This window comes from Youngiibacter fragilis 232.1 (assembly GCF_000495435.3).
Classification (GTDB): domain Bacteria; phylum Bacillota; class Clostridia; order Clostridiales; family Clostridiaceae; genus Youngiibacter; species Youngiibacter fragilis.
The window spans coordinates 12,655-38,118 of sequence record NZ_AXUN02000068.1; the positions used below are offsets into that span (position 1 = coordinate 12,655).

At 51.3% G+C, this 25,464-nt stretch carries 26 protein-coding genes; 3 read left to right on the forward strand and 23 right to left on the reverse strand.

Annotated features, from left to right (window positions below; genetic code table 11):
- Positions 1–126: 126 nt before the first annotated feature.
- From T472_RS04540 to T472_RS04565, 6 genes are all read right to left on the reverse strand, one after another.
- On the reverse strand, positions 127–975 hold the full coding sequence (locus T472_RS04540; RefSeq protein WP_023383181.1) for a DegV family protein: 849 nt from the start codon (positions 973–975) through the stop codon (positions 127–129).
- A complete protein-coding gene (locus tag T472_RS04545) occupies positions 972–2,351 on the reverse strand; it encodes a radical SAM protein (RefSeq protein ID WP_023383182.1) in 1,380 nt (459 codons plus the stop codon). The genes T472_RS04540 and T472_RS04545 overlap by 4 nt, the downstream gene beginning before the upstream one ends.
- Positions 2,352–2,411: 60 nt before the next feature.
- Entirely contained in the window at positions 2,412–3,365 is a 954-nt protein-coding gene (locus T472_RS04550) for a patatin-like phospholipase family protein (RefSeq protein ID WP_023383183.1), read from the reverse strand.
- An 85-nt stretch (positions 3,366–3,450) separates the two neighbouring features.
- Positions 3,451–4,155, reverse strand: a complete 705-nt coding sequence (gene uppS, locus T472_RS04555) for a polyprenyl diphosphate synthase (RefSeq protein ID WP_023383184.1) — start codon at positions 4,153–4,155, stop codon at positions 3,451–3,453.
- A 23-nt stretch (positions 4,156–4,178) separates the two neighbouring features.
- Complete coding sequence (locus tag T472_RS04560; RefSeq protein WP_023383185.1) at positions 4,179–5,012, reverse strand: putative ABC transporter permease; 834 nt, start codon at positions 5,010–5,012, stop codon at positions 4,179–4,181.
- A complete protein-coding gene (locus T472_RS04565; protein ID WP_023383186.1) occupies positions 4,999–5,496 on the reverse strand; it encodes an HD domain-containing protein in 498 nt (165 codons plus the stop codon). Before T472_RS04565 ends, T472_RS04560 begins: the two co-directional genes overlap by 14 nt.
- A 141-nt stretch (positions 5,497–5,637) precedes the next feature.
- On the opposite strand from T472_RS04565, the gene T472_RS04570 reads away from it, so the two are divergent.
- Positions 5,638–6,210 (forward strand): TetR/AcrR family transcriptional regulator, encoded by a 573-nt coding sequence (locus tag T472_RS04570; protein ID WP_023383187.1) that lies wholly within the window; start codon positions 5,638–5,640, stop codon positions 6,208–6,210.
- 144 nt (positions 6,211–6,354) lie between these two features.
- On the opposite strand, the gene T472_RS04575 is transcribed toward T472_RS04570, so the two are convergent.
- Together T472_RS04575 and T472_RS04580 are read right to left on the reverse strand one after the other, a co-directional pair.
- Positions 6,355–6,621: a helix-turn-helix domain-containing protein gene (locus tag T472_RS04575; RefSeq protein ID WP_023383188.1), complete on the reverse strand. Its 267-nt coding sequence runs from the start codon at positions 6,619–6,621 to the stop codon at positions 6,355–6,357.
- A 15-nt stretch (positions 6,622–6,636) separates the two neighbouring features.
- Complete coding sequence (locus T472_RS04580) at positions 6,637–8,460, reverse strand: VirD4-like conjugal transfer protein, CD1115 family (RefSeq protein WP_023383189.1); 1,824 nt, start codon at positions 8,458–8,460, stop codon at positions 6,637–6,639.
- A gap of 98 nt (positions 8,461–8,558) precedes the next feature.
- Here T472_RS04580 and T472_RS04585 point away from each other — a divergent pair, with 98 nt between their 5' ends.
- A complete protein-coding gene (locus T472_RS04585) occupies positions 8,559–9,020 on the forward strand; it encodes a GNAT family N-acetyltransferase (protein WP_023383190.1) in 462 nt (153 codons plus the stop codon).
- Between the two features lie 108 nt (positions 9,021–9,128).
- On the opposite strand, the gene T472_RS04590 is transcribed toward T472_RS04585, so the two are convergent.
- From T472_RS04590 to T472_RS04635, 10 genes are all read right to left on the reverse strand, one after another.
- Positions 9,129–10,073, reverse strand: coding sequence for a DUF3991 and toprim domain-containing protein (locus tag T472_RS04590; protein ID WP_023383191.1), 945 nt, complete (start codon positions 10,071–10,073; stop codon positions 9,129–9,131).
- A 150-nt stretch (positions 10,074–10,223) separates the two neighbouring features.
- Positions 10,224–13,154, reverse strand: a complete 2,931-nt coding sequence (gene mobP3, locus T472_RS04595) for a MobP3 family relaxase (protein ID WP_023383192.1) — start codon at positions 13,152–13,154, stop codon at positions 10,224–10,226.
- Positions 13,154–13,567 carry a hypothetical protein gene (locus T472_RS04600; RefSeq protein WP_023383193.1) on the reverse strand — a complete coding sequence of 138 codons (414 nt, stop codon included), beginning with the start codon at positions 13,565–13,567 and terminating at the stop codon, positions 13,154–13,156. Before T472_RS04600 ends, mobP3 begins: the two co-directional genes overlap by 1 nt.
- Before the next feature lie 380 nt (positions 13,568–13,947).
- On the reverse strand, positions 13,948–14,214 hold the full coding sequence (locus T472_RS04605) for a DUF6103 family protein (protein WP_023383194.1): 267 nt from the start codon (positions 14,212–14,214) through the stop codon (positions 13,948–13,950).
- A gap of 13 nt (positions 14,215–14,227) precedes the next feature.
- Positions 14,228–14,602, reverse strand: coding sequence for a DUF3846 domain-containing protein (locus T472_RS04610; protein ID WP_023383195.1), 375 nt, complete (start codon positions 14,600–14,602; stop codon positions 14,228–14,230).
- 23 nt (positions 14,603–14,625) lie between these two features.
- Positions 14,626–16,134: a peptidoglycan DD-metalloendopeptidase family protein gene (locus T472_RS04615; RefSeq protein WP_023383196.1), complete on the reverse strand. Its 1,509-nt coding sequence runs from the start codon at positions 16,132–16,134 to the stop codon at positions 14,626–14,628.
- A gap of 4 nt (positions 16,135–16,138) precedes the next feature.
- Positions 16,139–16,642, reverse strand: a complete 504-nt coding sequence (locus T472_RS04620; RefSeq protein WP_023383197.1) for a gamma-glutamylcyclotransferase family protein — start codon at positions 16,640–16,642, stop codon at positions 16,139–16,141.
- 12 nt (positions 16,643–16,654) lie between these two features.
- The gene (locus T472_RS04625) at positions 16,655–17,692 is read right to left on the reverse strand and encodes an amidoligase family protein (protein ID WP_023383198.1); all 1,038 of its coding nucleotides are present in this window, start codon (positions 17,690–17,692) and stop codon (positions 16,655–16,657) included.
- A 13-nt stretch (positions 17,693–17,705) separates the two neighbouring features.
- Positions 17,706–18,206, reverse strand: coding sequence for a hypothetical protein (locus T472_RS04630; protein ID WP_023383199.1), 501 nt, complete (start codon positions 18,204–18,206; stop codon positions 17,706–17,708).
- Entirely contained in the window at positions 18,206–20,041 is a 1,836-nt protein-coding gene (locus tag T472_RS04635; RefSeq protein ID WP_040906674.1) for a VirB4 family type IV secretion system protein, read from the reverse strand. The genes T472_RS04630 and T472_RS04635 overlap by 1 nt, the downstream gene beginning before the upstream one ends.
- A 182-nt stretch (positions 20,042–20,223) precedes the next feature.
- Between T472_RS04635 and T472_RS04640 the strand changes: the two genes are divergently transcribed.
- A complete protein-coding gene (locus tag T472_RS04640; protein WP_023383201.1) occupies positions 20,224–20,832 on the forward strand; it encodes an L-2-amino-thiazoline-4-carboxylic acid hydrolase in 609 nt (202 codons plus the stop codon).
- An 84-nt stretch (positions 20,833–20,916) separates the two neighbouring features.
- Here the strand turns inward: T472_RS04640 and T472_RS04645 are convergent, their stop codons facing one another.
- From T472_RS04645 to T472_RS04665, 5 genes are read right to left on the reverse strand one after another with little or no spacing between them, the layout of a single operon-like run.
- Entirely contained in the window at positions 20,917–21,519 is a 603-nt protein-coding gene (locus T472_RS04645; protein WP_023383202.1) for a hypothetical protein, read from the reverse strand.
- Entirely contained in the window at positions 21,507–21,764 is a 258-nt protein-coding gene (locus tag T472_RS04650; RefSeq protein ID WP_023383203.1) for a hypothetical protein, read from the reverse strand. The genes T472_RS04645 and T472_RS04650 overlap by 13 nt, the downstream gene beginning before the upstream one ends.
- On the reverse strand, positions 21,740–24,025 hold the full coding sequence (locus T472_RS04655) for a DNA cytosine methyltransferase (RefSeq protein ID WP_023383204.1): 2,286 nt from the start codon (positions 24,023–24,025) through the stop codon (positions 21,740–21,742). The genes T472_RS04650 and T472_RS04655 overlap by 25 nt, the downstream gene beginning before the upstream one ends.
- Positions 24,025–24,408 (reverse strand): DUF7768 domain-containing protein, encoded by a 384-nt coding sequence (locus tag T472_RS04660; RefSeq protein ID WP_023383205.1) that lies wholly within the window; start codon positions 24,406–24,408, stop codon positions 24,025–24,027. Before T472_RS04660 ends, T472_RS04655 begins: the two co-directional genes overlap by 1 nt.
- A gap of 19 nt (positions 24,409–24,427) precedes the next feature.
- Positions 24,428–25,333, reverse strand: coding sequence for a conjugal transfer protein TrbL family protein (locus T472_RS04665; protein ID WP_023383206.1), 906 nt, complete (start codon positions 25,331–25,333; stop codon positions 24,428–24,430).
- Positions 25,334–25,464 lie beyond the last annotated feature (131 nt).

Here is a 25,464-nt window from a genome sequence, read left to right on the forward strand (position 1 = left end):
GATATCCTTTCTGTACTGGCTTTAAAAGCCTCCCGCCATCCGCCGAATCGGGGCAGACAGCGGGAGGGTGGAAACTTGTTTTGTTGATTCTGTCGCTAATTAATTGAAACCTTTTTTACCTTTCACTCAGGAAAAGGCAATTGCTAACATACCTGCCCCTGTATGGGCGCCTATTACAGGACCGACTTCGGTGAGGATTACCTCTGTATTGGGATATTGCTCTTGCAGCGCCTCTTTCAGTGCCTTAGCATCTTTCAGGCAATTTCCGTGTCCAATGACAACAACGCCATTGGCTGTTTTTTTATCTTGTGTCTGGTAATACTCTAACAAGTCATGGATGGACTTCTTTCTTCCCCGCTTTTTGTCAATAATCTGCAACAAACCCTTTTCATTTATCTTTAAAACCGGTTTGATTTGAAGGGTTGTACCTACGAAAGCGGTAGCCGCTGAAATGCGACCGCCGCGTTTCAGTGCGTCTAAGCCATCTACTACAAACCGACAGTAGGCCTGCTCCCGCAGTTTTTTTACCCAAACCACAAGTTCTTCTAAGGGGATTCCCTCCGCCTTTTTTCTGGCAGCTTCATATACCAGGTATCCCTGCAGCACGGAGGCTGCCAGCGTATCCACACAGGCAATTTGCCTGTGTGGATACCGCTCCCTTAATTCGGCAGTAATCAGACTTGCATTTTGAAATGTGCCTGACATGCCGGAGGAGAAGCCCAAATACAAAACATCCATCCCCCGTGAAAGGGATTCTTCAAATACCTTGTGAAATTCAGCCGGTGAAATCTGCGACGTGCTGGTTTTGCCCCCGGTCTGCTGTTCTTGATAAAAATCTTCGGTACGAATTGTCCCATTGGGGCCATATAGATAGACCAGCTCATTGAGACGTACTTCCATTGGTATTACGATGGTATCCCACAGCTTCCAATCCATATCGGCCGTGGCGTCTGTGATGATTTGGTAGGGGTTCACAATACACTCTGCTTTCCTGCGGAACGCTCTGCACAGCCTGCGCAGGAACCGCAATCATGCCAAAGCTGCTCCGACACTGGTGTCCAGCGCTTTGCATATTCCGCGGTTCTAGCGCACAATTCTTCTGCGCTTTCCGGCGATTGAAGATCTGTTGAATGCGCTCCTGATTTTCTCACCATTTCCGGCAGAAATTCAGGATTTTCCAGCATTGGGCAGGGGCGAAGCATATTGTCATTAAACGGCTGCCCGTCATGGTAGGCCATAAAAATGGGAGATTGCAATGCTTCCAGCAGAGTACAGTCATGAATGTTTGCGTTGGAGTAATGGATAAACACACAGGGATCGACATCTCCTGCTGCATTGATATGTAGATAGCGTCTTCCTCCTGCGATACAGCCGCCCACGTACTGGGCATCATTTTGAAAATCCATGGAGAAAATTGCTTTTGTTTTGCGGAGCGCACGGATGCGATCCCGTAGCTCTACTCTTTGTTCCGGCGTCACCATAAGCTCCGTAACAGCGCCCTGTCCTACCGGCATATAATGGAAGAACCATACAAAAAGTGCACCCATCTCAATGATCTGGTCATAGAATGCCTCGCTGCTTACATCATCCCAGTTGACACTGGTGTAGCAAACCGAAAGCCCAAAGGGTAGTTTGTTTTCTTTTAAAAGCCGCATTGCATTCATGACCTTTGCGTAAACGCCCTCTCCGCGGCGGCTGTCATTCGCTTCCTCAAACCCTTCCAAGCTGATGGAAGGAATAAAGTTTTTCACCCGCAGCAGTTCCTTGCAGAAGTCCTCGTCGATCAATGTGGAGTTTGTAAAACACAAGAACATGCAATCCGAGTGTTTTTCACACAAGCGTATCAAATCCTTCTTGCGTACCAGCGGTTCGCCTCCGGTATAGATGTAGAGATAGGTTCCCAGCGCCTTGCCCTGCTCAATAATCGAGTCGATGTCCTCATAAGAAAGATTAAGCTTGTGTCCGTATTCGGCCGCCCAGCAGCCGGTGCATTTCAGATTGCATGCAGAGGTAGGGTCTAAAAGAATTGCCCAAGGGATATTACAGCCATATTTTTCACGGTTTCTCTCCTGCTCCGGCCAGCCGAAGAAATTTTCATTCAGGATAAAATTCCGGAAGAAGGTAATTCTCGCTCCGGCATCCAGCTCATAGATTTTCATAATCAGCTGATACCAGTTGTCTTTCCGATCAATTGCCGACAGAATAGCTTCCCGCTGGGGCGCAAATTCCTCCTTGGGTAGAAAACGGTCTACCAGCGCGGCCAGCTTGGGGATATTTGCGGCCGGGTCCTTTTCCAAATATTTAACTGCCTGATCAAAACCAAAGGCCTTTGCCTTATCACTAAAATTCATAATTGATTCTCCTTTGCAAACTAAACTTATATATACGTATGAAGCACAAACGCCTGTAAATTAGGTGGGTATAGCGGAACGAAATAAATAGTTCTGCAATTCATCCCAGCAGGATTTTGCAATCTGCAAACCATGCTGATAGTAGGATTCCAGTGTGGCGGGGTCTGTCTCAAACCGCTTGATTTCCGGAAGCCTTGGCCGTATTACAAATACTTTTCCCTCCTGTTCAAGACAATCCAGCAAAGCAAGCTGACCCTTGTACATTGCCGGCCGATTAAGTATTACTTGGACCAGCTGTGGAAAATCCTTGTAAAAGGTTTGATACAGGATACGCTGGTATGAATTCAATGTGGGAACAGCCCCACGGGTGCGGGTTAAAATGACCACGTTTTTTAGAAAGCCCTGCGTAATGGCACGTTCAATGGGTATGGAATCTGCCAAGCCTCCATCCAAGTATTTTTTTCCGTCCAGTTCTACCATTTTGGAAAATAGCGGGACACTGGCGGAGGCTTTGCCCAAAGTACCGAGCCGATGTTCATTACCGTTTTCATGGAGGTATTCCGCCTTTCCGGTATCGCAATTTGTAACAACGAATTCTGTCTGTATTCCAGAACCAAAAAACGTTTTAAAGTGAAAAGGAAGCTGATTGTAAGGGTATTCATAGAAGATGCGGTCCAGATTAATAATGGTTTTATTATGTATCAGCTGATTGACTCCAAAGTACTGGTTTTTCGCATCTTTTGGGATCATACAGCTTTTTGTATATCCAATTTGATTTGCAACATACCCCAGCAGATTACATGCCCCGGCAGATACTCCGACTGCATAAGGGAATTTTAATCCCCGCTCCATAAAATAATCCAATACACCCGCTGTAAATATTCCCCTGAGTGCGCCCCCTTCTAAGACTAAGCCAATACCCTTTGTTTTAAGACCATCCTCTGTCATTTTAATTTCACCATTGGTGTGATCGGATTTTTCATGCTTACTTTTTCGATCAATGAAGTAATGCATCTTTCTTTGTACAAGCCGAATCTCTCCTTTCTGCTTAAAGCTGCGGCAAATCAAAGAACTTTATCGTAAACTTTCCTTACTTGAATTAATCTACACCAAAACGGCGGCTGCGGCATTGATAAACTCTGAGTGCTTCATCAAAGCATGCCTCATCAAAGTCAGGAAAGAGAACATCTGTAAAATACATTTCAGCATAAGCAAGCTGCCATAGCATAAAGTTGCTGATACGGATTTCTCCGCTAGTACGCACCAGAAAATCTACCGGCGGTAAATCTTGATATAGGTATCGGGTAAAGGTCGTTTCATTAATATCTTCGATTTGTAAAGTGTTTTCATCTACGTCAGCGGAGATTGCTTTGCACGCATCCACAATTTCTGCCCTTCCACCGTAATTAAGGCAGAAATTAACAATCGACTGTGTGCAGTCCTGTGTTTCAGAAGACAAATAATTCATTGCGTCTATTACCGAAGGGATCAGGTTCGTTCTTCTGCCTGAAAAAACAACCTTTATATTTTTACGCTTCATCTTCGCAGCCATCTCAGAAAAATTCTTGCAAAAAAGCTCCATCAGATAATCCACTTCATTTGCATCTCTTCTAAAATTTTCTGTTGAAAATACAAAGAGACTGATATATGAAACACCTGATTTTACTGCATGGTCAATTATTTTTTCCAAACGATCAAATCCATGCTTATGTCCCATAAATGCTGGCATATGATGTTTTCTCGCCCATCGTCTGTTACCGTCAACTATAATTGCCAAATGATTTGGCACACTTATCTGATTCATATTTTTATCACCTATTTTCTTTTTTACTGAATCACATCCTCAACACTGGTATCCGGAGTGCAATCCACTTCCTGATGTTCTTTGGTTTCGGAATTCATTTTCATTTTTTCTTTTATGCTTAGCCTTTTTATAATTTCCTCATAGGCAGGAATATGTATATTGGGGAAAGCCCGGAAAAAATGCAATTCGTTTGATGACAGTCTAACATTTATATTCTGTACACGGATAAAAATCCCATGTCCCTTTTCAACAACAGATGAAATGGGAGTATCCCAAAATTTATCTGTCAGCTTGGAAAATGTACCGTCTGCCTTATCATAAATGGCATTATGAATGATACTTAAATGCTTATTCAGTCCCTTCCAGCTCCCAAGTGTAACAAGGATATCAATTCCAGCCACTGCAAAGATTACAACAGCAAGCACATCTAACAGACTTTGGTTTAATTGAGTGGTCATTTGTAGAAGCGTCGGCTGTATTAAAAATTTGACAATGACAACCCCGCCACCGAAAATAATCCCGCCGTATAGGCAAATCCGGCCGTGCAGTTGGAAGGGCAGGCTGCTATAATCCCACCATCTTGCATGAAACACTTTCTCCATACAGAATGAAGTAATGTATTCTACAACACAGCATAAAACAGCCGCAATCGCAAAAACTTCTAACATATTCGCATTATCTTTTAATACAAGCCAACACAAAATTGAGCCGGTTCCGTAAATTGGACAGTACGGTCCCAACAAAAATCCCCTGTTAATAAACCGCCGCTCTCCAAAAATGGAACAAACGAGAGATTCATAAAGCCATCCCAAAAAACTGTAGAAAAAGAAACACAGGAATAACTCACTTAAATTCATAAAGGTACGCTCCTGTTTTTTTGTGCTGTAATTCTGTCATTCGAAATGTTTCTTTCATAGCACAAAGCTTATCCGCAGCACATACAATCCAGCTTTCCAAATAATATGGTGGAATTGGCGTCAACGGAAACATATGCCGAAGTATCATATTTTTTTCTTTTGCCGTTAGTTCAAAGTCCTCACAAGCGTTTTCCAGAGCCCTTCGCGGATGAAAAAAGCCATGCAGCCGATGACCGTCACTTTTGTCATGCCAATCGTATAAATAATAATCATGAAGCAGTGCGCCTCTGATTAAGGATATATAATCGACGTGAACGTGGAGTCTTCCAGCAATCCAACAGCTCGTGTACGCTACGGCAATGCTATGCTCATAGACACTTGTTTTCCCATGCTGCTTATATTGCGCCGTCTGTGTAAAACGCGAGTTTTCACACAGTTGTCCTACGATAGTTTCAATAAGCAAATCCTGCTTATTTGACATCATATATAAAAATCACCTCCTACTTATTCCTCATATGTTGATTTATCTATATATATGTATTATAATACGTGCAGGCAGAGAATCAATTGCCAACGTATCGACTGTTGTGGAATATTACACACAAATATAGAAAGTGGGGATTTTATGGCTCAGGATAGAAGAATTACAAAGACAAAAACGGCAATTCGAGAAGCTTTCTTCTCAATTATAAAAGACAATAAATCTTCAAAAATTACTGTTACTGAGATTGCGAACCGTGCAAATATCGACCGTAAAACCTTTTACCTCCATTACGATTCTCCGGAGGCAATTAAGGATGAATTTTATAAAAGCTTAATCAATGATTTCCTTTTGATACTAGAAAAGAATGACTTTTTTGACCGGTCCTTTGATGTTTTGGCCTTATTTCAATCGCTCAATATCTTAGCTCAGCGTGACATAGAACTTTACCGGCATATTGCAAAAATGCCCTCCTATGCCTCCTTTTGGGAGGAAATTAAGGATATTTCAAAAAGTGTGGTAATAGAATCCATGTCCGGTGCAATCAATGTGTCAAAAGATGAATTAAATATGTATGCGGAGTTTTATTCTGCGGGTCTCATATCCGCCTATATAAAGTGGCTAAGAAATGAGGTAAGCCTTACCGAAACAGAGGTGGTTAACGTTTTAAGCACCGCCTCCTACTATGGATTTCAAAAATTGCTTCCTCAGAAATGACACACATAATTTCTTTTTTCTGTCATAAATATTCTTAGAGTGAGAGGTTCTGGTGGGTCCATCATGAACCGCACCTGGGTTCTGCGTAAAGACGGAAAATCCCCTTGGCGGGAAATCCGTCTTTTTTGCATTGCCGCGATTCGGCTATTTTTTCAGAATCAGCCGGTTGCTGGTGTTGCTGCCGTTTTCCCGATAGCGGGATTCCTTTTCAATCAGCCCCGCATGAACTAAATCATGCAGGGCACGCTTGACAGTGCTGCGGGAGAGCTGCAAGTCGGAGGCAATGGTTTTTACTGCGGGCCAGCAGTCCGCGCCCTTTCCGGTGCGGTCGCGGAGGTAAATATAAACCGCCCTCGCCCGATGAGGGAGTTCATCGGGCGGAGCGGTATAGATGTGGTTAAAATAGCTCATGGACTATCAGCTCCTTTACGTTCTGACATGACTGCGCCGTTTTAGCGGCTCTGCGGGAGGCTCTGTCACGGGGGTGTGGAGTGCGCCGGTACCGGTAAGCGGTTCAAGGATTTCGCCGGTTTCTTCATCCACCATTAGGCAGGCCGTGTGCTTGCGGACGATATTTTCCTCCAGCGTCTGCTTGTCGGCATAGATCACCTTTCGATGTGCCTTTTCCTCCACAGCATAGGGCTTTCCGAAGCGGATACCCCAATCAAGGAACAGTCGCAGTCTTGTCCGCATGGGATGAGTGCCGGTTTTCATCACGACAAAATTTCCTTTGGGAATGGATTTCAGTTCATCCGGCGTCATGAGCGGACGCTCCATCATCTGTAAGGACTGGCTGGGATCGTTTTTGCCCCGGCTGATGCTGCCGCTCATCACGGTGCGGCTGCCCAGCGCTTTACTCAGCACCTCGGCAGTCTGGCTGTTTGGCGCGAAGCCGCCGAAGATGGTGTCCTGACAATTGTCCACGATGATTTCTGAGCCTTCCTTGCCGTAATTCTTTTCAAGCTGGCCGAAGGATTGGATAATGGGTACCATGGAAAGGCGGCGGGAGCGGCTGGCCGAAAAAATCAGCTCCAGCGATTCAATGGCTGGGAGCGTACCCAGCTCGTCACAGTAAAACATGACCCGGTTTTTCAGCTTACCGCCGTTCTCATCCGCCACCGCGAGGATTTCCCGGTAGAGCTGCTGGATCATCAGGCTGACCATGAAATATTTGGTCAGATCTTCTTCGGGCAGGACGATAAACAGCGCAGATTTTTCATTGCAGAACTTCTCCGCGTCAATGGCGGTTTCAAAGCAGAGAATCTGCTCCATTTCACTGTCGATAAAGGAGTTGAGCCTGGATAGTACAGTGGACAGCACCGAAGCCATCGCCTGTTCCGCGGAGTTGAGTGCGGCTCCGGCAAACCAGCGGGCCTTGTGGTCGGGCGGCAGCTTTTCCATGAGGAGCTGGAATTGGCTCTTGCCCTTTACCTTGCTGGGCGCCAGCAAATCCTGCACCAGCTTGAACACGCTGATGATATGGCGGCAGTCCACCTTTTTGCCATCCACCTTGGTGGGCGGCAGATATTCAGCGATCAGCAGGATGATGGAGGACAGAAGCCCCTCGGCGGCATCGTAAAAAAACTGGTTCTGTCCGTAGTTCTCGCCGCTGGCATTGATGATGGTCTTAGAGATGATTTTCGCGTATTTCTCCGCCTTGGCCTTTGCCACAAGGTTGTTTTCGTCGGCAAGATACGAATCCATGTAGGTGTTGACCAGCTGGAGCATATTGTTTCCGTCGGAGCGTGTGGGATTTCGAAGGTCGATGACCGCCACATGGTAGCCGTAATGGTCATGGGCAATGGCGCCGTAGTTGCGGAACAGGTCCCCCTTGGTATCGGTGGTCAGAAAGCTCATACCGCTGGCGCAGGCATATTCCAGATTGGGGTACAAGAAGAATGCCGTCTTGCCCACGCCGGATGCGCCGATCATGAGGCAGTGGACGTCATCGGTATCCACCAGCGCCGTGATCTTGTTTTTCGCTCCCGTGCTGCCAAGGATGATACCCTGCTCTGAAACAGCGGGGAGGCTTTCTCCCTGCCGCCACAGCTCCGGCTGGAAAGGAATGTGCTTGTAGATGCTTTTGATTTCCTGCTTGGTGGAAAATCGCGCCGTTCCATGCTGGCCGTCACCCACCGTCCGGGATTTAATTCCGTTGAGGGTGTAATAATGGGCCAAAAGAGAAAGGCCGCCGATGACGAGAAACATCACGGCGGCCACTGCGAATAAGATGTAAACTTGAGAGGTCATAGCGAAACTCCTTTCGGTTTGGTGTATTTTGTGGTGTTCTATAAGAAGTTTGTTAAGCACGTTTAACTGTAGATTATTTATAAAATGCGAGGTTAACCATGAGCATTGAAATAAGAGAATCTTACTCTAATATTGAGGATATAAAAATACTTTTTAAGGAATATACATCCTTGCTCGACATAGATTTAACTTATCAGAACTACGCAGAAGAGTTTTCAATGTTGCCCGGTAAGTACGCCAAGCCCACTGGAAGATTGTATACCGCGTATGTTGATGGAATGGTTGCCGGCTGCATAGGCTTACGGAAATTGGATGCCAGAAGAGCTGAAATGAAAAGGTTATACGTCCGCAGTCAATTCCGCGGTTGCCATATTGGAAAAATGCTTGCCGAGCAGGTAATTCTTGATGCAAAAGACATTGGATATAAATCAATTGTATTGGATACGCTGTCTACCATGGAAAATGCCAGGAGGCTTTATAGGCATTTAGGATTTATAGAAACTGCACCTTATTATGAAAGCCCTGTAGAAGACACCTGTTTCTTGATTCTATCGCTATAAAGGTGATTTATTGACACTTTGGGCATAACACATAGTGGACACATTATAATTTATCTATCCATGGCAGATTTTTTATGGAGCAGCCAGGCATCTGGCTGCTCCAGTTTTCTATGCCATCCTCATTTCAAAGCCGCTCTGCCTTTGCTGCGCCGCTTCTGCTAAATCGTCATTCCAGTCCTTCCCCTGAGAAATCAGCCGCTGTGAAGGATATTCCTGTTCCGCAAGCTGCTGTTGTAGCCGTTCGCTGGCCTTGTGTCCGGCTGTATCGTTATCCAGGCATAGCGACACTTGTCGGAGCTGCGGGTACTGCTCCAGCATCCACAGCATGGCCTGACCGCCGACGCCGCAGAGGGACACATAGCTGTGCCGCTGCCAGTCCTGTGGATGCAGGGTGATGTAGGACAGCATATCCACCGGTGCTTCAAACACATACAGTGCATCGCTTTCGCCAAGCCAGTGAAAGCTGTGCCGGGGATCGCAGCTATCTACATTCCCCTTGAACGCCTGCCCCAAGGTGTAAATCCCGCGCTTGTGGGCATGGCGTGCAACTCCGTTTTCATCCAAACCCACAAACACTGCGTTATGATATTCCTTCGTTCCATCCTTGGATTTTTCGCAGCTCTCGTAGAGGAGCTTCTTTTTTGCAAAGAAGCTCACCACCTCCCGGCTGATGTGCCGGGTTTTCACCAGATAGGCATAGACCCGGCGCATATCCGTGTGGATCGGCGGGAGCGCAAAGGGCTTTTTCGGCTCCGGCTCCTTTTGCGAGGCAGGCCGATAGCTTTCGCCCTGCTCACCGCCCAGAAGCAGGGTCACGGCTTCAGGATACGAGCATCCATAAAACTTCCGCACGAAATCAATGGCATAGCCGCCGCTCTCTGCGGAGTGATCGTACCACTCGTTTCCCCGGACGGTGATGCTGTGGTCGGAGGCGAGCCGCTTATCCCGTCCGCTGGGCAGGAGCTTTTCCCCGCGCCGCTGGAGAAAGTCTGCCAGCTCCACATTGTTGGCACGGTATTTCTGCTCGTCCGTAAAATACACATACGCACCCATGGGCGCACCTCCTATCTGTGGCGATTGCCGGTTCGATGAAAAAATGCCGCCCTTTTTACAGGACGGCATTGCTTTGGGTACAGAGTTTTTAGTACGGGCATCTGCCCGATTTTCTTTTTCTGCTTTTTCACGGGTATCCTCCCATCGTTTTTAGAGTGACATGGTCTGTTCGTGGTCGTCCCGCGCATGACCCTGTGCCTGCTTCTTCTCACGGAGCCTGCGCAGAAGTTTGCGGTCGATGCGCTGACTGGGCGATTTCAAGGGCGGAGCGTTATCTGCAAACACACGGCTCATGTGATGCAGGAGCCGTGTACCCGCCAATAGGACGGAGGGGTCTTTGAACTCATCCATATGGTCAAGGAAAAACTGCGCGTAAAGATTGCCCTGGGCCGCCGAGAGGGTGAACCAGCGGGCGGCGGCCTCCTTGTCTTTTGGGACGTCTTTTCCCATCAGGTACAGCTTGCCGAGGGTGTACTGCGCGTATTGATTCCCTTGGCCCAGGCCACCCTCTCTTGCTCCTTCGGAGCAATTCACCTTGTGTTCGGCGGCGGCTGTCAAGAATTGCAGGGCAGCGGGAATATCCTTTTGCACATCCCCGCCCATAAGGTAAACTTTGCCCAACCGGTATTGAGCATATTGGTTGCCCTGACCGGCGGAGCGTTTCAGGTATTCCAATGCCTTGGGCACGTTCTTCGGAACATCCTCTCCATTGAGATAGAGAACGCCGAGGGCATATTCTGCAAATGAATTCTTTCGGTCGGCGGCAAAGGTCAGCCAGTGGATTGCGGCTTCCACATCCTTAAGGACGCCACCGCCCCCAAGATACAGCTTTCCCAGCCGGTATGCGGCAAAGTCGTTGTCCTGCTCCGCCGACAGGGTATAGAGCCGTACTGCCTCGGCCGTGTTCTGCGGGACGTGCTGCCCCTTTTCATAGAGCTTGCCGAGAAAATAGGCGGCATAGGGATTTTCAGCCTCCACCGCCTGCCGGAGATAACCGAGGGCTTTTTCCACCTCCTGCGGCGGCGCTGTTTCATCGGAAAGAATGAGCTTTGCAAGCTGGTAGCAGGCAAAGGGATTTCCCACCGTCGCCGCCTTTTCAAAGTATTCCTTGGCTTTGGCTTCATCCTTTTCCGTCCCCACGCCGTTCAGAAGCATCCAGCCCAGCCGGTACTGGAGCTTATCATCGTGCCCTTTTTCCTCCAAAGAGACAAAGCCGAGAAAGGCTTCCTCAAAACGATGATCAGCGTCCGGCTGGTTTTTCACACAGCCGATTCCATCCCGCAGCATTTTACCAAGCTCAAAGCTGGCATAGGGGAAGCTCTGGTCTGCAGATTTGGTATAGAGGGCAAAGGCGGTTTCATGATTCTGATCCACACCCTTGCCGTGGTAATACAGACCGCCAAGGGAATACTGCGCATACTTATATTTTTCGTTCGCAGATAAGGTAAGCCAGTCCGCCGCCTGTAAATAGTCCTGCTCTGTGCCAAGCCCCGCGGCAACCATTTTTCCGATGCGGTATTCGGTGTATTTCCAAGGCTTTTCTTCTTCGGCGGCATGGAACACCGTGAGAGCCTTTTCGTACCAGTAATAGGCTTTATCGGTGTCCGCTTCGCACCCAAGCCCATCGGCGGACATGCGGCCAAGGTCATAGAGTGCAAGGGGATTATCTTCCTCCGCTTCTACGAGGAAAAGTTCACGGGCTTTTTCAAAATCCTGCGGGATTTCGGCATCTTCATCGCCGTGCAGATATTGTTTTGCCAGCTTGTATTCGTCCGTCCACCATGATGCAGAGGCTTTCTCCCCGCTGCGGAAAGATGGAGCGGACGGCGGTTCAAAATCTTCCTCCAGCTCAGCGGGTGTGTTCTCTGGTGCAGCCTCCACGGAGGGGGTATCGGCATCCGGGTCGGCATCCGGCAGAGCGGTTTTCACCGACGCCGGTTCCTCAAAGGTCATGACTCCACCGCCAAGGTTCACTGCCTCCTGAATGACCCTATTGCGGATGGGCTTGAAATCCTCACAACGGGAGAGGGGCGGAGGCTCGGAGGGTGTTTCGGTGTAGATGGATTCGATTCTGCCTCTGACCTCCCACCACAGGCGGTAGGCTTCGGCGATGCGGCTGTCCTTGGAAAGCTCTTCCACAATTTCGTCCACCACATTTTTCAGGTCTGCTTTCAGGTAGCCGTACTGCTTTTTTCCGCAGACCGTTTGCAGACGTTCGGCAAGGTGTGTGAGGAGCTGCTCCATGCGCTCACTGATCAAAACACCGCCCCTCATCTGCCGGATCAGGTCTGTCATGGCTTCGGCGGCCTGTTCCTTCAGCGCATCCCGCCGCTGGGTCTTTTCTCCGTAGAGCGGAATCAGCTCCTGACGGAAAATCTCATTTGCCAGAGCGGACTTCATTTTACGGATGCCCTGTTTGGTGAGGTAGCCCTCCCCTGGGTCGGTGCTGTAGCAGATCATGTGAATATGCGGATGATGCGATTCATTGTGAAATGCCGCGTACCATTTCAGGTGGTCCGGATGAATTTTTAGATTCTCCGCCAGCTCCATCGCCTTGGAGGAAAGCAACGCTTTCCATGCAGTGGCATGATCATAACCCAACCGTGCGGCATCCTCCCGGCGCAGGGAAATAATCGGCATCCACACATTTCCGGTGTGGGCGGCCACTTCTTCCGCCACCTGAGATAACACCAGCGGCGCATCCCCGGCGGTAAACAGCCCGTGGCTTTCAAACTTTTCAACACGAGGACGGTTTGCAATGTAGTCCAGATATTTTTCCCGATCTCCGATTTTATCAAGATGCTGTTCCAGAGCGATGGTGATAAATTCCGAAGCGTTTTCCCGGTTTGGATTTGCGAGATAGTCCTCATACTCGAACATTTCCTTGGCATCAGGAAATTCCCGAAGGATTTCATCTATGAGTGTTTGCTGTTTTTTGGTGGAGTGCCAGAGCTCATGACCGCTCTTTATTTTTTCTACGCCGTCACGGGTAGCGATATATTTGACGAGGTTATTCAGATGGGCGGCTGTTTTTTCACTGCCGCCCTTAAGGTAACCGTTCTTGACGATAATGCGCGCCATTATTCATCATCCGCTCTGCTTTGAAACTCTACCGCATCATCCAGCCGGATTTTCCCCTTAGTCTTTTTCACCTCGGTAACGCACCGGCCGCGAAGCCGGTGCAGTTCCTCATCCGAGACATCCAACGTCGTCGCCAGCAGATGCATCATCATGCTGATTTCCACCGAGAGGCGAAAGAGATTGCTGGCCACCCGGTTCTCCGTTTTCTGCAAGGTTCCCTCTATGGAGGAAAGCAATGCCTTGGAAAGATACGAGGAGGTGTCCTCCGTGCCAAGGTAGCCCATGTAAAAGCAGAGTGCCTTTTCTATAAACTCACTGCGGCTTTTGCAGTTATCCTGTATGAGCCAGCCGTCCAGCCGCTCCATGGTTTCGGGATACAGCCAGACCGCTGTTCGTTCCTTGTTGTTTTTCATGTGAAAACCTCCATTTCGTGCGTGTACACCTGCGAGGTGACCGTGCAAATTCCTTTGTTTCCCTGTGCTTTTGCAGTTTCCGACCACCCTGACCGTGACAAATCCCCAATCCGACCACCTCATGGCAAGGTGCGAAAAACGCCCAGCACTGCTGGGCGAAGTGGACGGCGGGCGGGCGCTTGCGACCACCCGCCTTTCTCCTGCTCTTTTTTCGACCGTGGGGAGCTGCCGTATTCGGGGTGCAGAGAGCCTTTTCCCAGTGCTCGGCACAAAGCCCTCACATTGCCGTTTAGAGTGAGATGGGTGCAGGGTGCCACCCCGCCTGTCAAAGCGGCACACAGGGGCGAACAGGGGGCAACGCTGGGGGACGGGCATGCGCCTTAATGTGCCGCCCTGTCCTGTGTGCTGTCAGCAGCAGGAGCGGCTTTCTCTTTTTCCTTCTGCTTTTTGGGCGAAGCAGTGGCGGGAGCATCCTCACAGCCCTCGTCAATATATTCCCGGACGGAAGACGGAACGTATTTTTCATAGAGCTTTTGCAGAGAATCGCACAGCTCCTGCGTGAGATCCGCATCCTTTTTCTCCATGTAGCGCTTCACCGCACGGAGCTTTTCTCCGTCCATTTGAACGGTAATGCTTTCTTTTTTCATCTGAGTGCCCTCCTTAAAATCGAAATCCCATAAAGGTAAAGCCGGGCTCCAGCTCCGGTTCCAGCCCGGTGAATTCGGGAATGTCAGCAAAAAGCTGGCTGTATTCTGCGACTTTGCTCTTGCTGAGAGAGGCGAACTCACCGTCACGGGTGGTGTCGCAGACAAAAAACGGACCGCAGATGATGTCCGCGCCCAGCCGCCTGTTGGGCGGCATTCCGTTTAATTTGCCTTCCTCATTGCAGACGGCAACGCAGCCGTTAGGAAAGCTGATGCATTCAATCAGGCCGCCTACCTCTGCCTGCAGACTGGCAAGGTCATTTTGAATTTCCTTGACTTGGGGCGTCTGTCCCGGCTCAATTTTGAGTACCTTAATCCTGTTTTCACTCATAAAATCATCCCTTCTTTCTTTATTTACGGAAGATAGTTTCTCGGATTCTGCTTCACGCCGTCCACCCGCACCTCAAAGTGCAGATGGTTTCCGGTGCTGCGGCCGGTGGAGCCCACCTTGGCAACCGTTTCCCCGGCTTTCACGGTTTGCCCCTCCCGGACGAGAATCTCAGAGCAGTGACCGTATAAGGTGACCAGCCCGCCGCTGTGGTCAATGGTCAGGTAATAGCCGTAGCCGGTGCTGCCATAGACCACGGTTTTTACCGTCCCAGCCTGTGCCGCGCGGATGGAGGTGCCCTTTGATGCGCCGAGGTCAATGCCGGAATGCCCCGCCCACTCACCGGTGAGTGGGTCCGTCCTGCCGCCGAATTCGGAAGTCACCATGGAGCGCCAGCTCTTACCCAGCGGAGAAATCAGGCCGGAGACGGAGGCTTCCGGGGCTTCGGCGTAGGGTCTTGCGTACAGCACCTGCTTGCCGGAATCAAATAAATCCCGGTAGACGACCTGTCCTTTGAAGGAGGATGCGTCCACCACCTTGCCGTCCCCGGCATAGATTCCTACATGAGTAATATTGAGATAGCGGCCATTGGGCTTGTGGCTCCAGAACACCAGATCACCGGGGGCAAGGCTGGATTTGGGAATGGTCAGCCCGTTGTCCACGCAGTATTTGCCCTGCGCCGCCGCCGTGCCGGGTAGATTTACACCCAGCTTTTTGTACACCCACTGCACAATATAGCTGCAGTCGGTGTAGCTGCCCTGTCCGCGAAGCTCCTGCGAATAGGGGTCGCCAAGGCGGTACATCCCCAGCCGGACAGCCTCCGCACCCGCTTCTCCGACAGGCAAATCAGAATAAAAGCCGTCTATCTGATCCGGCGTCCAGTCCTCCCACAGCCCGGAATCGTCATCCTCCATGGGTGCGCCGGTGTCGTATCGGGCGCGATAATAGATTTCATTGGCGTTAGCCTGATCCTCATAGGTGACGGCTCTGCCGAACAGCGCGCGGATGTTGTTGTAGACAGCGGGCAGAGAGGTGATGGGAACGGCTACGGTGTAGGTTTCCTTCGTGGCGGTGCCGTCGCCGTTGTCCACGGTGCGGGTGCGTTCCTCATACGTCACAAAGCAGTCCACATAGCGGCGGTGTTCCAGCCGGGAGGGAGACTCTGCGCCGAAGAACAGAGAATAAAAAATCGCCTTAACCCGGTAACCGTCAAGGCTGTCCCCATCCACCATTTTTGCGTTCACGCTGGCAATTGCGCCGTCTATGAGGGTGAAGCTCTGGCGCATATCCCCGATGTACTCCCGGTACTCCGCGGGCATACTTGACGGAATGACGCCGCCGTGAAAGCACAGCTCCACGGCAGTGTTGTTGTGATTGGTGGTGCCGGAAAGCAGGGAGCAGACCAGCACGATCATTAAAATCAGCGGGGACAGGACGGCGGCGATTACCCAGCCGATGGCTTTTCGGGCGCGCTCATCCGAGAGTGCGGCAGCGGCGGCCTTTGCAACCGCTGCGATGGTTGCGGGATCTGCCATGCCGTCACCACCATTTCAGACCGCCAAAGCCGAACAGATTCTGCTGTTCCGGCTCCGGCTCACTCTCCATGAGCTGCTCGGTATAATCCACCGCCTGCTCCAGAACAGCAGTGTCAAAGCCTGCGGTTTCGTAGCCCTCACGGATGGTGTTATAGTAATAATCCGAAGGATACCCCAGCCGGTGACCCGGCGTCATCACATAGACCATGGCGGACACCGTCTGGCCGTCCAGAGGCAGCTCCATCATTTCTTTGTCATAAAACCGGGGAAAGCCCTCGTAAAGATCCAGCGCCGCCTCATCCTTGGGCGTGATCTTCCACAGCAGAACAGGGACAGACGAACCCTCGCAGGGCTCAACGGTAGCGACGGCCCCGTTCCGGCCGCCCCGGAACACAAGGGCATAATCCTTGATTTCGGATGCCCCCACCACCTTGGCGGAGGGGCACCGATGCGCCATCTGCGGCAGATTGAGATTACTGCCGTAGGCAATATACAGTTTGTTTTTCATACGATCTCCCTTCTACATGGACATAGTAAAAGCGGGGGACTGTTCGTCCTCCGCTTCCATCATGGGTTCCGGTACCGCTTCTTCCGGGGGAGCCTGTGTCTGCTGACGCTCCGCCTCACGTTTTTCCCGCAGCCGTTCCTTTTGCCTTTGGGCCTGTGCCGGGTCTTTCCAGGCAATGCAGCCCTCCAGATGATCCAGCAGATGCTGGCGGGCGGTTTTGAACTCATCCCCGATCATACCGAGGCGCAGAAGCCACACTCGGAAGGTATATTTTTCATTGCTGGACTGTGTTTTTGCCGGGCTTGCCGACCTCTGGTTGAGCGCCTGCGCGGTCATGGCAAGACAGAACTGGATGTACGCCTTGATTTTTCCGGCGTGCAGCTCTCCGTTGAACGCCCGGAACTCCACCGTACCCTTCTGGAACACGCTGTGTAGATTCAGACAGTGGTAGCGGCTGTCGTGATAATGCTCCCGGCTGCCGTCCCTGCCGTTATACCAGAGGCTTTTGAGCCGGTCGAGGGTGGCGGGTTTCTGCCGGTTGAGCCGCTCTAAAAAGGCGGGGTCAATCTTCCGGCAGTAGTGGCTTTCCCGCCCACGCGAAACCTTCAGCGCCTTGTAAATCATATCCTCCTTGGCTGCCATGATGTTGACCAGATTGCGCAGATGGGGTGCGTCAAAGGGAGCGGCGTTGATGTGAATGTGGATTCCGCAGGAGGAATTCACAAACGCCCCGGCCTCCCGGAGCTTGCGGATCAGCTCCTGCACCGTTTCGATGTCCCCATATTGACAGATGGGGCTGACCACCTCCACACTGTAGTTCCGGTCGGCGCTGACCTTTCTGCGCCCCTCCTTCCGCTGGCAGTCCAGACTGCCGTCGCTCATGACCTTCCATTTGCGGCCGGTGGTATCCCTTGCGAAATAGGCGTCGTAAAAGCTGCCCTCATATTCTTTTGTGGTGCCGAAATATTCGGCAATGACCTCGGCGGCGCGGCTTCTGGTAAGCCCGGTCATTTCAATTTCAATCCCGAAATCCTGACCCTGTATCTCCATTTACTCACCGCCTTTACCACATCCTGTGCTGCAGGGTCAGGTCTTTTTCCTGAGACAGCCCCGCCAGCTCCGCCGCGGAGTTGATGAAGCCGCACAGCCGTTCCCTACGCCAGGTATCAATGAGATACCGTCCGCATTCCTCATTGAGCGCGTTGATTTTCAGCACCGTGTCCCGCACACACTCTGAAACGGCGGCGGGATCACCCTGTGCCAAGGTGAGGTCGTCGATGTATTCATCCAGAATCTGCCCCATGACAGACACATCCTCCGGGGTATAATGGTAGCTACCGGTGTAGGGATCGGGGTATTCCTTGCCGTCCATGCAGCGCCGGAGCTGCTCCAAAACAGCAGGGCGTTCGTCACAGTCCGCTTTCTGGTATTTCTCCATAAACGCTAAAAGATCCGCTTCCCGGTTCGGGGTGTAGCGGATGAAGGACAGCATATCATCGAGGAGTCCCGATTTGTTTTCTTTCTGCTGTTGCAGTTTGCTCATGATTTTTTCTCCCTTCTTCATTATCTGCCGCCTGCCGTGCCGAACAATTTCTCCTTATACGCCGGAGCGTGAACCGCAAGGTTATACCGCTCAATGCCGCATTTATAGAGGCACACGCCGCGCTGGGGAAAGCGGATCAGGTTGTATTCGGATTCCTCCAGCTGGAGGGAGTCGATATAGAACCGCTTGTCGATGTTGCCTGCATTGAACAGGAACGCATGAGTCGGGATGGAAAACAGCGGCTTGGTCAGCTCCCGGATATGCTCAATGTTGAAGTCCTCCAGATTCTGCGAGGCTAAGATCACCGCCGATTCCTTCTTGCGCACACGCTTCATAAAATTGCGGATATATTCAATTGCTGTCAGGTTCGTGAGGAACAGGTACAGCTCGTCAATGGAGGCGGCGGTGTTGCCCTCGGTCAGCAGCTTATCGCTCATAAAGGACAGCACGTTGAACAGCAGAGCATTTTTCACGTTCCGGCTGGCCTGCAAAAGTCCCTTGACGCCGAACACAATAAAGCGGTCGGAGGTCACATTGGTGTGGCCGTTGAAGAATTGGCTTTCCGCACCCATGCACATGGAGTGAAGTCCCAGCAGGATTTCCTGCAGCAACTCCGGCGGATAGAGCTGGTATTTGGTTTTGTCGTAGCCCTTGTACTCGGCTTCAATCAGGGCGTACAGGTCGGACAAAATGGGATAGTCCGTGGCGGCAAGGCTCCTGAAATCAGTGTGGTCGCTGATGCCGAACTGTTCGTACAGCTTGCCCAGCATAATTTCAATGGCGTCAATATGGCGGTCGGAAAAATCCTTGTAGCACCGGAAGAAGTCCTTGAGAAAGCTGATGTGCTGGCTGAGCTTGGTGGACTGCCGGAATGCCTGGGGCGCGTCGGTATCCTCCGGGCTGCCGCCTTCATCCCAAGTTTTCGGCTCCAGCGGGTTGATCCGGTACCGGCCCGACATGAGGTCAATGAAACAGCCGCCGAGGTTTTCCGCCAGCTCCACATATTCGTGCTCGGGGTCCAGGCACAGAACGGACTTGCCCGATTCGAGGATGTTGCAGAGGATGAGCTTTAACAGATAGCTCTTGCCCTGACCGGAGTTGCCGAGTATCAGGACATTGGCGTTGGTTTTGTCATCGTCGCGCTTGTCAAAATCCGCGATGATATTGGAACCGAATTTGTCCCTGCCGAGGTAAAAGCCGCGGGGATCGGTCTTGCCGCTGTAGTTGAACGGATAGAGGTTTGCCACGGAGCTTGCGGGCAGCACCCGTTCAAACTGGCTGGCGAACACGTTGTATCCGGCAGGGCCTACGGCGAGAAAACCCTCCCGCTGGCGCAGCATGAGCCGGTCCACATTGAGCTTGCTGCGCACCAGCTCGGTGAGAACATCGGTCTGGAGCAGCTTCAGCGCATCGGAATCGTGAGCGGTCAGCTCAATAAAAACAGCGCAGTGCAGGAGCGGTTCCCGATTCCGGTGCATGGAGGCCACCAGCGTGACCACATCCTGCAAATTGCTTTCGGCGGTGACGGTCTGCTGGAGATCGTTGGTACTGCTCTTATCCATACGGTTTTTGTTGGCGGCATTGTGGATGATCTTCTTTTCCTCGGCCGCCGATACCTGACGGGTATAGATGCGCAGGGTCACACCGTTCTTTTCTCCAAGGTGGCGCAGGATGGCCTGTTCCTCCGTGGCGGTGGGATATTCCCGCAGCACCCACACACAGCGGTATGTGTTGCCGCAGAGGAAGTGGTCGGTGTTGAATTTGATGATACCCGGTGCGATCATGTCAAGGAAATCCTTGATTTTGGCATCCTCCTGCGGTGGGGTTTGGTGAGCTTTTTTTCTTGCCATTGGCATTTCTTCCTTTCTGGTTTTGATTTTGGATATAGCAAAAGCCGCCACGTTTGTGACGGCTTTTGGTAAATGGGTTCACTTTGGTAAAAAAACGAGGTATAATAAGGTGTCGGAAAAATGTATTCAAGTACAGGTTATTTATATAAAAGGAAAATAAGAAGAAATTTAAGGAGGTGATTCATTTTATGAAGTGTAATTTCAGTACAAAGCTATATGGGTGGTTTTATCATAGCTCCTGCAAAAAGGAAATCAAAAAGAATTATGAAAGCGAACAAGATAATATAAAAGCTATTAAGAAAGAGTATATTTCTATTATTCTCAGAGCTAAGGATATTGGAAATTCTAAGCTTTTGAGCGCCTATTGCATGGCAGCTTATTTTATTTCCATATGCCGCATGACAAAAATGCCCCCAGATGAAGCCTATGGCATGTTTAAGGATGCCTTATATGCAAATCGGCTATTCCATATTGCAATGGGAGACGCCGAATCTTATTTAAATCCTAAGAGAATGCCTGAAAGAAAGCAATGGGAGAAAGATTCTCATCTACATAAATATGAAAATGACTGGGTTGTAGTCGTGCTGGACAAGACGGATCAATATGACTTGGGATATGACTATCACGATTGTGGAATTTGTAAATTGTGTCAGGATGAAGGCTGCTTTGAACTTGCAAAGTATTTATGCCAGCTAGATTTTGTTATGGCGGATATGATGGGATTAAGTTTGAAACGAACTCAAACAATAGCTGAGGGTGCAAAATATTGCGACTTCAGATACAGCAAAAAGCAATAAAAATCTATTAGTATTATCGGATTCTCTTGTTGAGCAAAATGGGAAGCTGGGAATAAAAACCCCAGCTTCCCATTTCCATAGAATTCACTCATTCAAAATGACCCAACGCTCCCCATCATAATCTTCATATTGTTCTGTTGTGACATTCTGCTCATAATAGACGCCCAGCAGGCGCTTAATGTCGCTTTCAGCCGCCTTGCGTACTGTGAAGCCCTGATCCTTGAGGCTCTTTTCGATGCGGGAAAGGTAGGGCTGAACATCGCGTTCCTTTTCATTTCTCAGCCGGATGATGATTAAAAACTCCCGCGCCGTTGCCATCTGCACCTGCATACGGTCAAGGGCGGTCTGATCCTGCATAAGCAATTTTCGGATGACGGGGTTCTGCTCGGCGTCCATTCTTGCTTTGAGGTGGCTTTTGTTGTCCTCAAAGTTTTCCCGGCTGTTCAGGCACAGCATTTCAATTTCAGCGATACCCTTGAGTACATTCATAAGTGCGTAGATTCTTGCCCCCACGCTGCTCTCAGACAAAACACTGATATTCGTAGGCTTAATCATAAAAAACACCAGCTCACCGTGGGGCGTTACAAGGCTGTGGCCGGTGATGCCATCAATGCCCATGAGCTGGCGGGTGGAGGCTTTTTCTCTGGTTTCCTGTTTCTTTTTCCGGTTCATATTCACGCCCTCCATTCATAGGTCTGCTGCTTGCCAAAGAAGAAAGCGGCGGCATAGCGGATAAAATCAAGGATGCTCACATCCTCGAAGCGGATGGATAAAAAAGCATAGACCGCCGTCACAACAATGGGCGGCAGCCAGCCCAGCCGGGAGAGGGCAAAGACAGAAATCAGGCAGCCGACGCCGATGATTCCGATGTCCCGCAGTTCCCACAGCCACAGGGTCGCCTTGGATTTTAAGTTGTCGGGGTAGATATACATGGGGGTGATTCCTCCTGTTCCTCGTAGATTTTTCGCAAAAAATAAGCGATACCGCGGAGGACAAAGTCCACGCAGGGTATCGCCACACTATTTCCAAGAGCTTTATACCGGGCACTGTCGGATGCGCCGGGAATCAGCGTCCAGCCATCGGGAAAACCTTGGAGCCGTTCGCATTCCAGCGGGGTAAGCCTGCGGATGAGGTTGCGCCTTTCCACGATGCATTTATTCTGACTGACATACTGGCTGCCGATGCCTTTCTCATCTCCACGACAAAGCGCGCCCACCACCTCTTGGTATGGTTCACACACTGCGTGGCGGTCGCTGGTTGTAATGGTGTAACTGATGTCCGGCTGACAGCCGAGACCGTTGCCGCCGTTTTCCGGCTTCCGGTCGATGGTGTTGCCCGCAATGCAGATGGTTTCCTGCAAAATCGCAATACCGCCTTGGTTCTTGCTGGGGTCGGGGCTGGTGGTGTCAATGGTTCTGGCAACGTCCGTTTCCCGGCATCCCGAATGGGGATTTGCTGATTTCATGCTGTTGGATTCCTTGGAATCCAACGAAAAGGCAACGGCACTGCCCACCAGCGGAACATTATTACCTCCGGTTCCCATCCGGGCGGACATGGTGGGTGCTACTGCATGGGGGCCTGTGTAGCGGCTGTCAATGCCGTGATTTTCAAACAACACCGGTTGGTTATTTCCGCTCATTCCGGCACTTGCCGTAATGGTCGGGCAGATACCCTCGCCAATTTCAGCACCGCCCTGCTGGGTCGCCATGACCAGCGGCTGATTGTTCCCGCCCTGCCCGAAGCCTGCGGATACTGTCTGCGACACAGCCACCGGTCCGGTAAAGCGGGAATCCTGTGCGTGGTTGTCAAACACCAGCGGCTGGTGTCCGTGTTCCTGCGCGCGGAGTGTTCCTGCGATATCCTCGGTGCAGTGCATCTGGCTACCGCCCTGATCATTGAGGCAGATCACCGATGGCGCTGTGCCCGTTTTAATGGTGGGTGAGCACTCCATCTGGTAGCCGATTCCTCTGGCCTCGGCGCTGGCATTACCGCAGAAGCCTGCGGTAAGCAGTAGGCCCGCCGGGTTTCTGCCCCCGCCGCCGTCTGCACCGGAAAGAGTCGGTGCCACACCCTCCGGCGTGAACACACGGCTTTGCTGGGTATCCCAGCCGTTCATACAATTGGGCTGGGATACAAGTGGCGGATGTCCGCCCATACCGGCGCGCAGCGTGGACGTCACATCCTCGGTGACATCCATCCGTTCGCCGCCCTGATCGTTCAAACAGAACAGCGGCTGTGCCACAAAGGTCTGCTGCTTCATCCCCGGCTGGGCCTGTACCGCCCCTGCAATATCGTGCAAATCCCGCACTTCATCACGCTGGTTGGCGGCAAAAGCAATCGGTGTTTTTTCTTCTGTCTGGATATATCCGTGCCCGCCGCCTTCACCACCGTAGAGGGCGAGCCAAGTTCCGGCTTCCTCAAAAATGCGGCGACTTTGGACGTCCCATGGGGTCAGGCAAGCCCCGCCTGTATCATCAAGGCATCCCTCAGTTGGGGCGGCAGTTCCTTGCCGCGGGCCTCCGCTCTGCGCAATATTCCCAAACAGGCTGTCTTGCTTAAATAGTATTTCGGGTGCGGTTGTGCCTCCAAAATCTGCGACAAGGAAGATGCGACGGCGGCGCTGGGCGACTCCCCAGAATTGAGCGTCCATGACACGCCAAGCCAGGCTGAATTCATCTCCCAAAAGGACAGCCCCAGCAGATTCCCAGCGCCCGGACTCAGGTCGAGGCACATCACAGGCACTGTACTTAATGCGGACAATTTCCTCAATGACCGCCCGGAAGTCCTCCCCCTCTGCGGAGCTGAAGGCTCCGGGGACATTCTCCCAAACGAGGTATCGAGGTCGAACAAGGTGAGCTGGTACGTTTCGTTGCTCATCGGCTTTTCTCATCTCCTTTGCAATTCGGGTCTGCTCCATAAACAAGCCGGAACGTGCTCCCGCCAAGCCAGCCCTCTGGCCAGCAACCGACAAATCCTGACACGGGCTGCCGCCGCAAATGACGTCCACAGACGGCAGCTTCGCTCCGTCCAGCTTTGTAATATCCCCGACATGGAGCATTTCTGAGAATCGGATTTTCGTCACTTCAATGGGAAAGGCTTCGATTTCACTGGCCCATACGGGAGTGATACCGTTGCGGATAGCCGCCAATGGAAAACCTCCGATCCCATCAAAGAGGCTCCCCATCGTCATCATCAGGCCATCCTCATCGCCTGCTGGGGAGCTTCGGCCGGTTCGGTGCCTTTGGCCCTGCCGATAACAAAGCCGTTTTCCTGTTCCATTACCCGGCGAACCGGGATTCCGATTCTGGCCGCTTCCTCGATTTCAAGGTGCATTCCATGGGAGATGCGGTCACCGTAGCACCACAGCTCATCACAGCGGGGCAGCATGGCAAGCCCCATATCCAGACCCGCCTGACGCTCCTGCGGATTGGAATCATCAAGGAGCTGCGGGTATAACAGATGGGGCGCAAAAAAAGCGTGCCCCTCGTTCATCACATGGCGGCACGCTTTCCTGGCAAATGCGGTGTTCTGTTCGATGTCCCCGGCATAAGGGGACGCCACATAGATTAATTTCATGGGCAAATTCCTTTCGTGATTATTTCGGCGCTACCGCCTGTACGATGGTGCGGGTGGTGTTGACAGCTGCCTGTGCGGTGTACACGGCGCTCATCACATTGGCCTTTGTACTGGTGTCCAGTCCGAAGGCTCCGGCAATTCGCGGCACTTCTCCTGCGGCCAGCATCAGACCAAGCCCCAGCAGGGCATGGGTTCGCAACACCATAAGCCCCGCCGCAAGGATGGTCGCCTGCAAAAACGTGGTCAGGCACAGACCGATGATCTGTTTGCACCACTGGGTAAAGCCGTCGATGTAGCCGCGGGGAACGGAAAACATATACAGGCTGCCTACGGCAATCTGGATCAGCAGGATGCCGCCGCGCTTCAGGTTGGCAAAGAACACCTTAATGACCGCGTACCCCATCATGATGATCATAAATAGCAGCAGGATGGGGCTTGTAATGACAGCCAGCCCTCCGAACACGCCGGAGCCCATGGCGCCAACCATATCAGGCGAGCTGCCAAGCTCGGAAATGATGTTCCCGGCAAGGTCGCCGAAGCTGGTTCCATAGCCGGTGATGCCCGCCGTGAGGCTGCTCTGGAGATCGACCGAGAGCTTGAACAGCTCCACCGGCACGGTGGTAAAAAGGGACACCGCCATAAAGCCCTTGATGGCGTTTAAGGCGGTATCCTTGATGCTGCCCCGGCCGTGCTGGTACTCGATGCCGGTTTCAAATGCCGACACCACCAGCCCGGTTCCGTACAGCGCCCAAGCCAGATAGGAAAAAAACAGAACAATGGACTGCACCCAGCTCATTTCGAACAGCTCCACGCCCATGTTTCCCATCTGTGCAAAAAAGTCGGCCAGAAAGCCGACCACCTGTCCGTAGAGCCATTCGATGATCTGATCCATGACGGTTCCAAGGACAAAGTCCCATATGAACATTGGATTCTCACCCCTTTCCGTGGAAATAAAAAGGCACACAATGAAATAAAATGCGGTGTGCCTGCGTATCTGGTTGAACGGATTTCGGGCAGAGAGCCAAGATTTAGAAAACTTCAAAAACGACTTGACAA

Coding starts and splice junctions, on each gene's coding strand:
- T472_RS04580 (WP_023383189.1), bottom strand. CDS start 8,460: ATGACCTCTCAAGTTTACATCTTATTCGCAGTGGCCGCCGTGATGTTT.
- T472_RS04665 (WP_023383206.1), bottom strand. CDS start 25,333: ATGTTCATATGGGACTTTGTCCTTGGAACCGTCATGGATCAGATCATC.
- T472_RS04625 (WP_023383198.1), bottom strand. CDS start 17,692: ATGGAGATACAGGGTCAGGATTTCGGGATTGAAATTGAAATGACCGGG.
- T472_RS04575 (WP_023383188.1), bottom strand. CDS start 6,621: ATGAGCTATTTTAACCACATCTATACCGCTCCGCCCGATGAACTCCCT.
- T472_RS04560 (WP_023383185.1), bottom strand. CDS start 5,012: ATGAATTTAAGTGAGTTATTCCTGTGTTTCTTTTTCTACAGTTTTTTG.
- T472_RS04650 (WP_023383203.1), bottom strand. CDS start 21,764: ATGTATATCTACCCCGACAACTTAAAATCCAAGGCGACCCTGTGGCTG.
- T472_RS04600 (WP_023383193.1), bottom strand. CDS start 13,567: ATGAAAAACAACAAGGAACGAACAGCGGTCTGGCTGTATCCCGAAACC.
- T472_RS04545 (WP_023383182.1), bottom strand. CDS start 2,351: ATGAATTTTAGTGATAAGGCAAAGGCCTTTGGTTTTGATCAGGCAGTT.
- T472_RS04605 (WP_023383194.1), bottom strand. CDS start 14,214: ATGAAAAAAGAAAGCATTACCGTTCAAATGGACGGAGAAAAGCTCCGT.
- T472_RS04635 (WP_040906674.1), bottom strand. CDS start 20,041: ATGCCAATGGCAAGAAAAAAAGCTCACCAAACCCCACCGCAGGAGGAT.
- T472_RS04630 (WP_023383199.1), bottom strand. CDS start 18,206: ATGAAGAAGGGAGAAAAAATCATGAGCAAACTGCAACAGCAGAAAGAA.
- mobP3 (WP_023383192.1), bottom strand. CDS start 13,154: ATGGCGCGCATTATCGTCAAGAACGGTTACCTTAAGGGCGGCAGTGAA.
- T472_RS04550 (WP_023383183.1), bottom strand. CDS start 3,365: ATGCATTACTTCATTGATCGAAAAAGTAAGCATGAAAAATCCGATCAC.
- T472_RS04640 (WP_023383201.1), top strand. CDS start 20,224: ATGAAGTGTAATTTCAGTACAAAGCTATATGGGTGGTTTTATCATAGC.
- T472_RS04660 (WP_023383205.1), bottom strand. CDS start 24,408: ATGAAATTAATCTATGTGGCGTCCCCTTATGCCGGGGACATCGAACAG.
- T472_RS04610 (WP_023383195.1), bottom strand. CDS start 14,602: ATGAGTGAAAACAGGATTAAGGTACTCAAAATTGAGCCGGGACAGACG.
- T472_RS04645 (WP_023383202.1), bottom strand. CDS start 21,519: ATGGAGGGCGTGAATATGAACCGGAAAAAGAAACAGGAAACCAGAGAA.
- T472_RS04570 (WP_023383187.1), top strand. CDS start 5,638: ATGGCTCAGGATAGAAGAATTACAAAGACAAAAACGGCAATTCGAGAA.
- T472_RS04585 (WP_023383190.1), top strand. CDS start 8,559: ATGAGCATTGAAATAAGAGAATCTTACTCTAATATTGAGGATATAAAA.
- T472_RS04590 (WP_023383191.1), bottom strand. CDS start 10,073: ATGGGTGCGTATGTGTATTTTACGGACGAGCAGAAATACCGTGCCAAC.
- uppS (WP_023383184.1), bottom strand. CDS start 4,155: ATGAATCAGATAAGTGTGCCAAATCATTTGGCAATTATAGTTGACGGT.
- T472_RS04615 (WP_023383196.1), bottom strand. CDS start 16,134: ATGGCAGATCCCGCAACCATCGCAGCGGTTGCAAAGGCCGCCGCTGCC.
- T472_RS04655 (WP_023383204.1), bottom strand. CDS start 24,025: ATGATGACGATGGGGAGCCTCTTTGATGGGATCGGAGGTTTTCCATTG.
- T472_RS04620 (WP_023383197.1), bottom strand. CDS start 16,642: ATGAAAAACAAACTGTATATTGCCTACGGCAGTAATCTCAATCTGCCG.
- T472_RS04565 (WP_023383186.1), bottom strand. CDS start 5,496: ATGATGTCAAATAAGCAGGATTTGCTTATTGAAACTATCGTAGGACAA.